8 protein-coding genes are annotated in these 14,053 nt (G+C 53.8%); 1 reads left to right on the forward strand and 7 read right to left on the reverse strand.

Annotated features, from left to right (window positions below):
* From ABJI08_RS22215 to rpsL, 4 genes are all read right to left on the reverse strand, one after another.
* On the reverse strand, positions 1-141 hold a 141-nt coding region (locus ABJI08_RS22215), incomplete at its 3' end, for a GTP-binding protein (RefSeq protein ID WP_295176471.1).
* 83 nt (positions 142-224) lie between these two features.
* Positions 225-2,342 carry an elongation factor G gene (gene fusA / locus ABJI08_RS22220; protein ID WP_348404040.1) on the reverse strand — a complete coding sequence of 706 codons (2,118 nt, stop codon included), beginning with the start codon at positions 2,340-2,342 and terminating at the stop codon, positions 225-227.
* 20 nt (positions 2,343-2,362) lie between these two features.
* A complete protein-coding gene (gene rpsG, locus ABJI08_RS22225; protein WP_348404041.1) occupies positions 2,363-2,833 on the reverse strand; it encodes a 30S ribosomal protein S7 in 471 nt (156 codons plus the stop codon).
* Positions 2,834-2,848: 15 nt separating this feature from the next.
* Positions 2,849-3,220 carry a 30S ribosomal protein S12 gene (rpsL, locus tag ABJI08_RS22230; protein WP_005862801.1) on the reverse strand — a complete coding sequence of 124 codons (372 nt, stop codon included), beginning with the start codon at positions 3,218-3,220 and terminating at the stop codon, positions 2,849-2,851.
* A gap of 329 nt (positions 3,221-3,549) precedes the next feature.
* On the opposite strand from rpsL, the gene ABJI08_RS22235 reads away from it, so the two are divergent.
* Complete coding sequence (locus ABJI08_RS22235; RefSeq protein ID WP_348404042.1) at positions 3,550-4,368, forward strand: putative rhamnosyl transferase; 819 nt, start codon at positions 3,550-3,552, stop codon at positions 4,366-4,368.
* Here the strand turns inward: ABJI08_RS22235 and ABJI08_RS22240 are convergent.
* The 3 genes from ABJI08_RS22240 to rpoB form a co-directional block, all read right to left on the reverse strand.
* Positions 4,344-5,234, reverse strand: coding sequence for a DMT family transporter (locus ABJI08_RS22240; RefSeq protein WP_348404066.1), 891 nt, complete (start codon positions 5,232-5,234; stop codon positions 4,344-4,346). The two genes, ABJI08_RS22235 and ABJI08_RS22240, sit on opposite strands and share 25 nt — an antisense overlap.
* Before the next feature lie 148 nt (positions 5,235-5,382).
* Positions 5,383-9,630, reverse strand: coding sequence for a DNA-directed RNA polymerase subunit beta' (gene rpoC / locus ABJI08_RS22245; protein WP_348404043.1), 4,248 nt, complete (start codon positions 9,628-9,630; stop codon positions 5,383-5,385).
* 52 nt (positions 9,631-9,682) lie between these two features.
* Positions 9,683-13,816 carry a DNA-directed RNA polymerase subunit beta gene (gene rpoB, locus ABJI08_RS22250; protein WP_348404044.1) on the reverse strand — a complete coding sequence of 1,378 codons (4,134 nt, stop codon included), beginning with the start codon at positions 13,814-13,816 and terminating at the stop codon, positions 9,683-9,685.
* Positions 13,817-14,053: the final 237 nt, after the last annotated feature.

Raw genomic sequence — 14,053 nt, forward strand, 5'->3', positions numbered from 1 at the left:
GCCGTCAATTTCGTCATACGCCTTGAAGTCACCAAACTGTTTGGTGATCGCTGCCGTCAGCGTGGTTTTACCATGGTCAACGTGACCGATAGTGCCGATGTTGCAGTGCGGCTTACTCCGCTCAAACTTTTCCTTAGCCATATCAAAGGCTCCTTATTTTCAGGGCGGCAGAATGTCTTCTGCCCTACAATTGTTGGGTAGGGCGGGTTACCCCGCCATCCCGTTTATGCGTATTTTGCCTGGATCTCGTCCGAGATGTTTTGCGGTACCGGATCATAGTGATCGAACTGCATCGTAAACTGGGCACGTCCGGAAGACATCGACCGCAGCGTGTTGATGTAGCCGAACATGTTGGCCAGAGGCACCATCGAGTCGATCGCAACAGCGTTACCACGTGGCTCCTGACCTGTTACCTGACCACGACGAGACGTCAGATCGCCAATGATGCCACCAGTGTATTCTTCTGGTGTAATCACTTCGACCTTCATGATTGGTTCCAGCAACTTGGCGCCAGCAAGACGCATGCCTTCACGCATGCACATCCGGCCTGCGATTTCAAAGGCCAGAACGCTGGAGTCAACATCGTGGAACTTACCATCGATCAGGGCAACCTTGAAGTCGATCACAGGGAAGCCAGCCAACGGGCCGCTATCCATGACCGAATTGATGCCTTTTTCAACACCCGGGATGTATTCCTTGGGCACCGAACCACCAACGATACGGCTTTCAAACGAATACCCTTCGCCTGGTTCTGTCGGGGTGATGATCATTTTCACCTCGGCATACTGACCAGAACCACCCGACTGTTTCTTGTGCGTGTAGGTGTGCTCAACTTCGTGACCAATGGTCTCGCGGTAAGCAACCTGTGGCGCGCCGATGTTGGCTTCCACTTTAAATTCACGCTTCAGACGGTCCACCAGAATGTCCAGGTGAAGTTCACCCATACCTTTCATGATGGTCTGACCGCTTTCGATGTCAGTTTCTACGCGGAACGACGGATCTTCGGCCGCCAGACGCTGCAGTCCCTGAGACATTTTCTCTTGGTCAGCTTTGGTTTTTGGCTCGACGGCAATCTCGATCACGGGATCGGGGAAAGTCATCGTTTCCAGAACCACAGGATCGCTGACCGCGCAAAGCGTGTCACCAGTTGTAGTATCTTTCAGGCCTGCCAGAGCAATAATGTCGCCTGCGAACGCTTCCGTGATTTCCTCACGGTTGTTCGAGTGCATCATCATCATACGACCAATGCGTTCTTTCTTGCCTTTGGTCGAGTTCAAGAGCGTGTCGCCCTTGCTCAGCGTACCCGAATAGATGCGGGTAAAGGTCAAAGAACCAACAAACGGGTCGTTCATGATTTTGAACGCCAGACCAGAAAACGCCATTTCATCATCCGCACGACGCGGGATGTCACGAACTTCTTCTTCGTCGCCGGGCTTAAAGCCCATGTAGTCAACAACGTCCAGCGGGCTGGGCAGATAGTCGATCACAGCATTCAACAGCGGCTGAACACCTTTGTTTTTGAACGCAGAGCCACCCAGAACAGGCACAAATGCCATTTCCAAAGTTCCTTTGCGCAGCAATGCACGCAGGGTTGGAACGTCAGGCTCGTTGCCTTCCAGGTATTCCATCATGGCGTCGTCGTCCATTTCGACGGCCGCTTCGATCATTTTACCGCGCCATTCGTCAGCCATGTCTTTCAGGCTGTCGCGGATCGGAGCTTTGATCCAGGATGCACCAAGGTCTTCACCCTGCCACAGCCACTCTTCCATGGTCACGAGGTCAATCAGACCTTCCAGCTCGGTTTCCGCACCAATTGGAATACCAACAGGCACAGGAAGCGCGCCGGTGCGGTCCTGAATCATGTGAACACAGTTGAAGAAGTCAGCGCCGATTTTGTCCATCTTGTTGACAAAAACCATGCGTGGAACTTTGTAGCGGTCAGCCTGACGCCAAACGGTTTCAGTCTGGGGCTCAACACCAGCGTTGGCGTCAAGAACACAAACAGCACCATCAAGAACCGCCAGCGAACGCTCAACTTCAATGGTGAAGTCAACGTGGCCGGGGGTGTCGATGATGTTCATGCGGTGCTTAGGACCATCGGGGGTCGCGCCGTCTTCGGTACGCTCCCAGAAAGTTGTTGTCGCCGCCGAAGTAATCGTAATTCCGCGTTCCTGCTCCTGCTCCATCCAGTCCATGGTGGCTGCACCATCGTGCACCTCACCGATGTTGTGGGATTTGCCGGTGTAATACAGGATGCGTTCCGAACAGGTAGTTTTACCTGCATCGATGTGCGCCATAATACCGAAGTTACGGTAATGGTTCAGTGTATAGTCACGTGCCATGGGTCAAATGCCTCTATGGATTACCAGCGATAATGGCTGAAAGCTTTGTTGGCTTCGGCCATCTTATGAGTGTCTTCCCGCTTTTTGACGGCAGTACCGCGCGAGTTGACGGCATCAAGAAGTTCACCAGCAAGGCGCTCTTCCATGGTGTTTTCGTTGCGGTTGCGCGACGCAGTGATCAGCCAGCGAATGGCCAGCGCTTCGCGGCGCTCGGGGCGCACTTCAACCGGAACCTGATAGGTGGCACCACCCACACGGCGCGAACGAACCTCGACGCTGGGTTTGATGTTGTCCAATGCTTCGTGGAACACTTCAACCGGGGCGCGTTTGACCTTGGTTTCAACGCGATCCAGCGCGTTGTAAACGATCCGCTCTGCGACCGACTTTTTGCCGTCGATCATCAGGTTGTTCATAAATTTGCTCAGAACCTTATCGCCATACTTGGCGTCAGGCAGAATTTCGCGTTTTTCAGCGGCGTGACGACGTGACATCTCAGCCTCTCCTTCTTACTTAGGACGCTTGGCGCCGTATTTCGAACGACGCTGCTTACGGTCTTTGACACCTTGGGTATCCAATACACCACGCAGAATGTGGTAGCGGACACCCGGAAGGTCTTTGACACGACCGCCGCGAATAAGAACAACAGAGTGCTCTTGCAGGTTGTGGCTTTCACCGGGAATGTACGAAATCACTTCGTAACCGTTGGTCAGGCGAACCTTCGCAACTTTACGCATAGCCGAGTTCGGTTTCTTCGGTGTGGTTGTGTAAACGCGGGTACATACGCCACGTTTTTGAGGGCACTGCTCAAGGTGCTGCGACTTTGAGCGCTTTACTTTGGGCTGCCGCGGTTTGCGGATCAGCTGTTGGATCGTTGGCATAGGGTCTCTTTCCCGTTTGCTTCACTTGTCTTGCGCGAGGTTGCCCCCGCACGGCTTTCGATTTCTACGCAACTTGCAATTCACAAGCGCAAAAACCGCAATCGTTTCCATTCCGAGGCAAACGACGCGGGGAGTTTTCAGAGGGTGCGGACTTCAAAACAGGCCGGACCTTGACCACTACAATTATGATATCGGCTCAAAAAGGGTGTCCTTTTATTGCCGGGTGTGCGCGCGTATATGAGGAGTCGGCGCAGTTGTCAACAGCGCCGGCAGTTGCGCCTGTGTCTTGGGGATGTAATGTTCGCCTCAACAAACAACGGAGACGCATCATGGACAGCCGCGACATGCAGGTTATAGGAATTTGCCGATTTTCCTACCCTGCAATTGGCGGCTTTCAGGTCGATCACACGACGCCCGAAGAGCGCATGGCCTATCTCTATAGCCCATCCCGGATGGAGCAGAGATTTCGCGCATTCGAAGCATTCACACTTCCCCCCCTGCGCGCCCAGACCGATCCAGACTTCACTTTTCTGGTGGTGATTGGCGATGCCATGCCCGCCCTTTTCCGCGACCGACTGCATGATCAACTGGCGGATATTCCTCAGGCCGTCATACAGGAGCACGCGCCGGGGCCACATCGCGCTGTCATGAAATCGGCGATTAACTCTGTGCGCACCGACAACAACGCGCATTGTCTGCAATTTCGCATGGATGACGATGACGCAGTTGGCGTTCGGTATGTTGAACGATTGCGCGAAGCGGCTCAGGACCTTAGACCCCTGATGCGAAAAAACCGCCACATCGCAATCGACTTTAATCAAGGGTACATTGCCGCCCCGACGCCGGATGGCATTTGCGGAAAGCCTACTGTTGAGCATCTCTGGACTGCAGCGTTGGCTATGGCCGTCCGTCCTGGAACCGACGTCAGTATTTTGAATTTCGGCCATTCAAAACTCGGCCGCTTTATGCCTGTCACAAGCTTTACCGGAGAGGACATGTTCGTGCGTGGCCATAGCGACAACAATGACTCTCGGCAAACAAAGGGGGTGCGGCCGGTTCACCTTCCCGCTTTTGACAAGGAAGACGAGGCGCATTTCAAACGTGTCTTTAATATCGATGCCGATCAGGTGCGCGCGCTTTTTGCCTGAGTTCGTGCGTTTGCGCGGACAATTGTAAATACGCCCGCGCCAACAACAATCACGCACCCAGCCAAGGTCAGAGCATCAGGCCAATCGCCGAACACCGCAGCACCCAGCACAAGCGCCCAAACCAAACCTGAGTATCGAAATGGGGCAGTGAACGAAACGTCACCACATCGCATCACCATGACAGAAAACAAATACCCGCCCAGTATGAAAACAGAAGCGCCGGACAAAAGCGCAACCTGACGACCGTCAAGGCTCACCCATTCTGAACCCAGACTCGCAAACGCGGAAAAAACCGTCACGCCAAGCGACGCAAAAAGCGTAACCGTCATCGAAGGCACTGCCACCGACATGCGCCGGGTGGTCAAATCCCGGACTGTTACGGCCGCAACTGCAGCCATCGCGTAAAGCGCATAGATATCAAACCCATCTGGACCCGGACGCACTATCAACAGCATCCCCAGAAACCCAACCAATATTGCGCTGAAACGACGCCACCCCACGGGCTCGCGAAAGAATAGCGCGCCACCAAGCGTCACTGTCAAAGGCAAAACCTGTAGAACGGCCGTCACATTGGCGATGGGCATGTGATAGAGAGCGTTTATAAAGAAATAGGCCGCAACAATCTCAGACATGGTCCGGCCAATCACCAAACCCCAATCACGCGCAGGAAATCTGAGTTTTATCGGCCCGATCGTACGGGCCAGCGCCCAAACCAAAATGCTGGATGCAACGCCGCGCAGGAATAGCATCTGAAAGAGCGGAACTTCTGGTCCCAACAGCTTGATACAGGTGTCGTTCAACACGAACGCAGCCATAGAGCACATCATCAATACTGCGCCCTTAAGATTGTCAGAAAGTCCCTGCATTTCGGCTCCGCTCGCCACGCGACAAGTTCAAAGTCAAAACGGTGCCGATGGCAATGGCTTTTCGCGAATTTGGAAAACCTGTCCGCAAAAGCAAAACAGCCCCCGGCGCTATGCCGGAGGCTGTTTCTGTTTCTTTACTAAGACTGTCTTAGTCCTGATCGCGGCTCTCTGGTGTATTTGCCAAACCGCTGTCGAACACGTCATCAGCACCAAGATCTTCAACAGGAGCGGCCAAAGCGGCGGCGGCTTCTGCTTCTTCGCGACGCGCCTCGATCACGATATTGTCGCGATCTTGGGCAACCTTGCGCACATCCTGAGTTGCACCACCTGTTCCGGCAGGGATCAGGCGTCCAACGATGACGTTTTCTTTCAGACCGACCAGTTTGTCCTTTTTGCCCTGAACCGACGCTTCGGTCAGCACGCGGGTGGTTTCCTGGAACGAAGCCGCCGAAATGAACGAACGGGTCTGCAAAGACGCTTTGGTAATACCCAAAAGGATGGGTTCGCCCTTGGCAGGTCGACCGCCCTTGGCCAAAGCCTTTTCACAAGCCGCATCGAATTCCTGCTTGTCCACGTGCTCGCCTTTCAGCAGCGTTGTGTCACCGGAATCCTGGATCTCCCACTTCTGCAACATCTGACGCACGATCACTTCGATATGCTTATCGTTGATCTTCACACCTTGCAGTCGATAGACGTCCTGAACTTCGTCAATCATGTAGTCAGCCAGCGCTTCGACCCCCATAATCGACAGGATGTCGTGCGGAGCCGGGTTACCGTCCATGATATAGTCGCCCTTCTGGACAAAATCACCTTCCTGAACAGGAATGTGCTTACCCTTTGGCACCATATATTCAACGGCTTCCATAGACTCGTCACTTGGCTCGATCGAGATGCGACGCTTGTTCTTGTAGTCGCGGCCAAAGCGCACGTAACCATCCTGCTCAGCAATGATGGCGTGATCTTTGGGACGACGTGCTTCGAACAATTCTGCAACACGAGGCAGACCACCGGTAATGTCTTTGGTTTTGGCACCTTCACGTGGAATACGCGCCACAACATCACCCGCTTTTACATCCTGCCCTTCTTCGATCGACAGAATGGCGTCAACCGACATTGGGTAATGCACCGGATTGCCAGCATCATTGCGCACAGGTTCGCCGTCGCCATCAACCAAAATGATTTCTGGCTTCAGCTCGTTGCCTCTTGGCGCTGCGCGCCAATCCGAAACGATCTTTTGTGTCATGCCGGTCGCATCATCGGTTTCGTCACGCAACGACGTTCCGATCACAAGGTCCACGAATTTTGCCGCACCCGATTTCTCAGCGATAATCGGCAACGTATATGGATCCCATTCGAACAGCTTGTCGCCATACGCAACATCCTGACCGTCTTTGACAAACAGCTTGGAACCGTAACCAACTTTGTGGCTGGCACGCTCTTCGCCGGTTTCGTCAACGATCAAAAGCTTCATATTCCGGCCCATGACGAGCGACTCGCCCGCGGCATTTTCCAGAATGTTTTCGTTTTCGAACCGGATTTTGCCCTCTTGGCTTGCCTCGAGGAACGACTGCTGGCCACCCTGTGCAACGCCGCCGATGTGGAAAGTTCGCATCGTCAACTGTGTACCAGGTTCACCAATTGACTGAGCAGCAATAATACCAACCGCTTCACCAGTGTTCACTCGCGTACCACGCGCAAGATCGCGTCCGTAACACTGTGCGCAAACGCCTTCTTCGGCTTCGCAGGTCAACGGCGAACGGATGCGCGTAGACGCAACACCGGCCTCGTCGATGGTATCAGCCATCCGTTCATCGATAAGCTGTCCTGCAGAAACGAGCACTTCGTCCGTACCCGGACGCAGAATGTCGTCCGCTGCAACACGGCCCAGGATGCGCTCTGCAAGAGACGCGACAACTTCACCATCGTTCACCGCAGCTTCCGCTGTGATCGCTGTATCAGTGCCGCAATCGTTCATACGCACGATACAGTCCTGAGCAACGTCAACCAGACGACGTGTCAGATAACCAGAGTTCGCCGTTTTCAGCGCGGTATCTGACAGACCCTTACGGGCGCCGTGGGTAGAGTTAAAGTACTCAAGAACGGTCAAACCTTCTTTAAAGTTCGAGATGATCGGTGTCTCGATGATGTCGCCGTTCGGCTTGGCCATCAGACCCCGCATACCGCCCAGCTGTTTCATCTGTGTCACAGAACCACGCGCACCAGAGTGCGCCATCATGTAAACCGAGTTTGGTTCGGCTTCTGCACCGCCCTCTTCGCGTTTGGCTGACGAAATGGTGTTCATCATCGCATCGGTGACTTTGTCGTTACACTTTGACCATGCATCGACAACTTTGTTGTACTTTTCACCCTGAGTGATCAGGCCGTCCATGTACTGTTGTTCAAAGTCTTTCACCTGACCGCGCGTGTCATCCACGATTGTCCACTTGTCATCAGGGATCACCATGTCGTCCTTGCCGAACGAAATGCCCGCCTTAAAGGCTTCGCGGAAACCCATAGTCATGATGTGGTCACAGAAAACAACCGACTCTTTCTGACCGCAATACCGGTAAACAGTGTCGATGACGTTTTGCACGTCCTTCTTCCGCAACAGCTTGTTGACCAGTTCAAAAGGCGCTTTGGCGTTTTGCGGCAACAACGACCCGAGACGCACACGCCCAGGTGTTGTCTCTACCCGCTGCATGACTTCCAGACCGTTTTCGTCAATCTGCGGAATACGGGCTGTGATCTTGGCGTGCAGGTGCACAGTGCCAGAGTCCAAAGCGTATTGCACTTCGTCGATTGACGAGAAGACCATGCCCTCGCCCTTCATGCCTTCGCGTTCAATGGTCGTATAGTACAGACCCAAAATCATATCCTGCGAAGGAACGATGATCGGCGCGCCGTTGGCTGGCGACAGAACGTTGTTGGTCGACATCATCAGAACGCGGGCTTCAAGCTGGGCTTCCAGCGACAGAGGCACGTGAACCGCCATTTGGTCGCCGTCAAAGTCAGCGTTAAACGCAGAACACACCAATGGGTGCAGCTGGATCGCCTTACCTTCGATCAGAACAGGTTCAAACGCCTGAATGCCAAGACGGTGCAGTGTAGGCGCACGGTTCAGCATGACCGGGTGTTCGCGGATCACTTCATCCAGAATATCCCAGACTTCGGGGCGCTCTTTTTCCACCAGTTTTTTGGCTTGCTTCACGGTGGAAGACAGACCTTTGGCCTCAAGACGCGAGTAGATGAACGGCTTGAACAGTTCGAGCGCCATCTTTTTCGGCAGACCACATTGGTGCAGCTTCAGTTCCGGGCCAGTCACAATGACCGAACGACCAGAGAAGTCGACGCGTTTACCCAAAAGGTTCTGACGGAAACGACCTTGCTTACCTTTCAGCATGTCCGACAGCGATTTCAACGGACGCTTGTTGGCGCCAGTGATCACGCGGCCACGACGGCCATTGTCAAACAGTGCGTCCACAGATTCCTGCAGCATCCGCTTTTCGTTGCGAACGATAATATCAGGCGCGCGCAATTCGATCAGACGCTTCAGACGGTTGTTCCGGTTGATCACACGACGATAAAGGTCGTTAAGATCGGACGTCGCAAAACGACCCCCATCCAGAGGCACCAGCGGGCGCAGCTCTGGTGGGATCACGGGGATCACAGTCAGAACCATCCATTCCGGGCGGTTGCCAGACTCCAGGAAGGACTCGACAACTTTCAGGCGCTTGATGATCTTCTTGGGCTTCAATTCACCGGTCGCTTCGGCCAGATCGGCGCGCAGCTGCTCGGCTTCTGAATCCAGATCGATGGCGGCCAGCATTTCGCGGATCGCTTCGGCACCAATATTGGCTGTAAACGCGTCCATGCCATAGGCATCCTGCGCATCCATGTATTCTTCTTCGGTCAGCATCTGGCCGTATTGCAGGTCGGTCAGACCCGGCTCGATGACAACGTAGTTTTCAAAATACAGAACACGTTCCAGATCGCGCAACGTCATGTCCAGCATCAGACCGATGCGCGACGGCAGCGATTTCAGAAACCAGATATGCGCCACAGGTGCGGCCAGTTCGATGTGGCCCATACGTTCGCGACGTACTTTCTGAAGCGTAACTTCAACACCACATTTCTCGCAGACAACGCCGCGATACTTCATGCGCTTATATTTGCCGCATAGGCACTCGTAATCTTTGATCGGGCCAAAGATACGCGCGCAGAAAAGACCATCACGCTCGGGCTTGAACGTCCGATAGTTGATGGTTTCCGGTTTTTTGATCTCACCATAAGACCACGACAGGATACGCTCAGGCGAAGCGAGCGAGACCTTGATTTCGTCGAATGTCTTAACCGGTGCAACAGGGTTGAACGGGTTGTTGGTCAGTTCCTGGTTCATTTTGATACCTCAAATTCGTGCGGAAGGGATGATGGGTAAGGGCGCGAAGCCCTTACTCTTCTTCCGCATCCAGGAGTTCCATATTCAGGCCAAGGCCACGGACTTCTTTCACCAGAACGTTGAACGATTCTGGTACGCCCGCTTCAAAGTTATCCTCGCCCTTGACGATGCTTTCATAGACCTTGGTCCGGCCTGCCACGTCATCCGACTTCACGGTCAGCATTTCCTGCAGGGTATAGGCGGCACCATAAGCTTCCAGAGCCCAGACCTCCATTTCCCCAAAGCGCTGGCCACCGAACTGCGCCTTACCACCCAGCGGTTGCTGTGTGACAAGCGAGTATGGTCCGGTCGAACGTGCGTGGATTTTATCGTCCACAAGGTGGTGCAGTTTCAGCAGGTATTTCACACCAACTGTCACAGGACGGGCAAACTGTTCACCGGTACGTCCGTCAAACAGGATCGACTGACCCGAATGATCGAACCCGGCGCGCACCAGCGCGTCGTTTACATCACCTTCTTTGGCACCATCGAAAACAGGCGTCGCAATTGGGACGCCACGCGTCACATTGCCAGCTGCTTCAAGCAAAGCACCTTCGTTCATTTCGCGAATGCCTTCTTCATAGACATCTTCGCCATATGCATGGCGCAACGAGTCACGAACTGGTGTCAGATCGCCCGAACGACGGTATTCCTGCAAAGCATCGTCCACCTGAATGCCCATGCCGCGCGCGGCCCAGCCCATGTGGGTTTCCAGAATTTGACCAACGTTCATACGCGAAGGCACACCCAGCGGGTTCAAACAGAAATCAACCGGCGTTCCGTCCTGAAGGAACGGCATGTCTTCCATGGGTACAACCTTGGAAATAACACCTTTGTTCCCGTGACGACCGGCCATTTTATCACCCGGCTGCAGCTTGCGCTTCACTGCGATAAAGACTTTGACCATCTTCATCACACCTGGCGGCAGATCGTCACCACGACGGACTTTTTCGACCTTGTCTTCGAACCGGTGCTCAAGTGCGCGCTTCTGAACTTCGTACTGTTCGTTCAGCGCCTCTACAACCTGTGCGTCAGCTTCATCAGCCAGCGCCAGTTGCCACCATTGTCCGCGGCTCAGGCTTGCCAAAAGCTCTTGCGAAATTTCCGAATTCGGTTTGACACCCTTGGGGCCCTTCACAGCTACTTTGCCCAGGATCATATCCTTCAGGCGAGCATAGATGTTGCGGTCCAGAATTGCCAATTCGTCATCGCGGTCACGTGCAAGACGTTCGATCTCTTCACGTTCGATCTGCAGCGCACGTTCGTCTTTTTCCACACCGTGGCGGTTAAAGACGCGTACCTCGACAACCGTACCAAAATCACCCGGTTTCACCCGAAGCGACGTGTCACGCACATCCGAAGCTTTCTCACCAAAAATGGCACGCAGAAGTTTTTCTTCCGGCGTCATTGGGCTTTCGCCTTTTGGTGTGATCTTACCAACCAGAATGTCACCCGGCTCGACATCCGCGCCGATGTAAACGATACCAGCCTCATCGAGGTTGCGCAGCGCTTCTTCACCAACGTTGGGAATGTCCCGCGTGATTTCTTCCGGACCCAGTTTCGTGTCACGAGCGGCGACTTCGAATTCTTCGATATGCACCGAAGTAAACACGTCATCACGCGCAATACGCTCTGAGATCAGGATCGAATCTTCGTAGTTGTAACCGTTCCAAGGCATAAACGCGACGACCACGTTTTTACCCAGAGCCAGTTCGCCCAGATCTGTCGACGGACCATCGGCAATCACTTCGCCTTTGGTCACTGTGTCGCCCACCTTCACCAGCGGACGCTGGTTGATACAGGTGTTCTGGTTCGAGCGCTGGAACTTGCGCAGACGATAGATGTCCACACCAGCGTCACCCAGTTCCAGATCGGATGTTGCACGTACAACAATCCGCTGAGCGTCAACCTGGTCAATGATACCTGCGCGTTTGGCCTGAATGGCCGCGCCAGAGTCGATCGCAACTTTCTCTTCAATACCGGTTCCGACCAACGGAGCTTCTGCGCGCAGCAAAGGAACCGCCTGACGTTGCATGTTCGATCCCATCAGGGCGCGGTTCGCATCGTCATTTTCAAGAAACGGAATAAGCGAAGCAGCAACCGAGACCAACTGCTTTGGTGACACGTCGATCAGGTCAACAGCAGCGACTGGCGCCATTGTGTAATCACCTGACTGGCGTGTGTTGACCATTTCGTTGATGAACTTGCCATCTTCGTCCAGCGTCGCGTTAGCCTGTGCCACAGTGTGGCGCATCTCTTCGGTTGCTGACAAATAGTTGACTTCGTCCGTCACCTGACCCTCGATCACCTTGCGATAAGGTGTTTCGATAAAGCCATACTTGTTGACGCGCGCGAACGTAGCCAACGAGTTGATCAGACCAATGTTCGGCCCTTCCGGCGTTTCAATCGGACACATCCGACCATAGTGAGTCGGGTGCACGTCGCGCACCTCAAAGCCTGCACGTTCACGTGTCAAACCACCTGGTCCAAGCGCCGAAAGACGGCGTTTGTGGGTCACTTCGGAAAGCGGATTGGTTTGGTCCATGAACTGTGACAGCTGCGAGGAGCCGAAGAATTCGCGCACAGCAGCAGCAGCAGGTTTCGCGTTGATAAGGTCTTGCGGCATGACTGTGTCGATCTCGACAGAAGACATGCGTTCCTTAATCGCACGCTCCATACGGAGCAGGCCAACGCGGTACTGGTTTTCCATCAGTTCACCAACCGAGCGAACACGGCGGTTACCAAGGTGGTCGATATCGTCGATATCACCTTTGCCGTCACGCAGTTCAACCAGCGCTTTGATGCAAGACACAATGTCTTCTTTGCGCAGGGTGCGAATGGTGTCTTCTGCATCCAATGCCAGACGCATGTTCATCTTAACACGGCCAACGGCGGACAGATCGTAACGCTCGCTGTCAAAGAACAACGTATCGAACAGAGCCGAGGCGGCATCAACCGTGGGTGGTTCGCCAGGGCGCATCACACGATAGATGTCCATGAGCGCGGTTTCCCGGTTCATGTTCTTATCGGCTGCCATGGTGTTACGCATGTAAGGACCGACATTGACATTATCGATGTCGAGAACCGGAATTTCAGTGACGCCGGCGTCAACCAGATCTTTTGCTGTCCCGCCGATCAGATCACCGTCTTTGTCATATTCAAGCGTAAGCTCGTCGCCCGCTTCAACATAAATCGCGCCAGTTTCTTCGTTGATAATATCGTTCGCAACAAATCTGCCCGTGATCATGTCAAACGGAACCAGCAGCTCGGTGATCTTACCTTCATCAACGATTTTCTTGACCGCGCGCGGTGTAACTTTCTTGCCAGCTTCTGCGATGACTTCGCCAGTCGCAGCATCAACCAGATCGTATGTCGGACGCGTACCACGCACACGCTCGGGGAAGAACTTGGTGACCCAACCTTTGCTCTTGTCCAGCGTGTAGGTCACCGTGTCGAAATAGGCTTCCATGATGGCTTCCTGATCCAACCCAAGTGCATAAAGCAGAGTTGTAACAGGCAGTTTGCGACGACGGTCAATACGCGCAAAGACAATGTCTTTTGCGTCAAATTCGAAATCCAGCCAGCTGCCGCGATAAGGAATAATGCGGCAAGCAAACAGCAATTTGCCCGACGAGTGCGTTTTGCCCTTGTCGTGGTCAAAGAAAACGCCAGGAGAGCGGTGCATCTGGGAAACGATGACCCGCTCAGTGCCGTTCACAACGAAAGTGCCGTTCGGCGTCATCAAAGGCATATCGCCCATAAAGACATCTTGTTCTTTGATGTCCTTGACCGACTTCGCGCCAGTGTCTTCATCAATATCAAATACGATCAGACGCAAAGTGACCTTCAGCGGAGCGCTGTAAGTCATGTCACGCTGTTGGCATTCTTCAACGTCATATTTGGGCTTTTCCAACTCATAGGATACGAATTCCAGAACACTGGTCTCGTTGAAATCCTTGATCGGGAAAACCGATTGAAAGACACCCTTGATGCCTTCGCCGTCCATAGGAACGGGTTCGTCACCGGAGTTCAAAAACAGATCATACGAGGATTTTTGAACCTCGATCAGATTCGGCATCTCCAGCACTTCGCGGATTTTGCCGTAGTATTTACGCAAACGTTTCTGGCCAAGGAAGGACTGAGCCATGGTCGATATCACCTTTCAATTCTCACCGGTCGCGGTTGCTGTCGGGTCCCCAGCACCACGCCCATACGAGACGGCCAAAAGTTGCGAACAATTCCCGGCCGCCTTCCCAAGGGCAGCCTCCCGTTTTCAACCTCGCCTTAGGCAGGGCTTTCGCAAAAGCCCTCTCTGAGACAGGTTCGGCTGGGCCCGGATGAACCGGACCCAGCCTTCAAATCTTTTGGAATAGGATCCCTTACA

Source organism: Shimia sp., from assembly GCF_039969785.1.
Classification (GTDB): domain Bacteria; phylum Pseudomonadota; class Alphaproteobacteria; order Rhodobacterales; family Rhodobacteraceae; genus Shimia.

Coding starts and splice junctions, on each gene's coding strand:
- fusA (WP_348404040.1), bottom strand. CDS start 2,342: ATGGCACGTGACTATACACTGAACCATTACCGTAACTTCGGTATTATG.
- rpsG (WP_348404041.1), bottom strand. CDS start 2,833: ATGTCACGTCGTCACGCCGCTGAAAAACGCGAAATTCTGCCTGACGCC.
- rpsL (WP_005862801.1), bottom strand. CDS start 3,220: ATGCCAACGATCCAACAGCTGATCCGCAAACCGCGGCAGCCCAAAGTA.
- ABJI08_RS22235 (WP_348404042.1), top strand. CDS start 3,550: ATGGACAGCCGCGACATGCAGGTTATAGGAATTTGCCGATTTTCCTAC.
- ABJI08_RS22240 (WP_348404066.1), bottom strand. CDS start 5,234: ATGCAGGGACTTTCTGACAATCTTAAGGGCGCAGTATTGATGATGTGC.
- rpoC (WP_348404043.1), bottom strand. CDS start 9,630: ATGAACCAGGAACTGACCAACAACCCGTTCAACCCTGTTGCACCGGTT.
- rpoB (WP_348404044.1), bottom strand. CDS start 13,816: ATGGCTCAGTCCTTCCTTGGCCAGAAACGTTTGCGTAAATACTACGGC.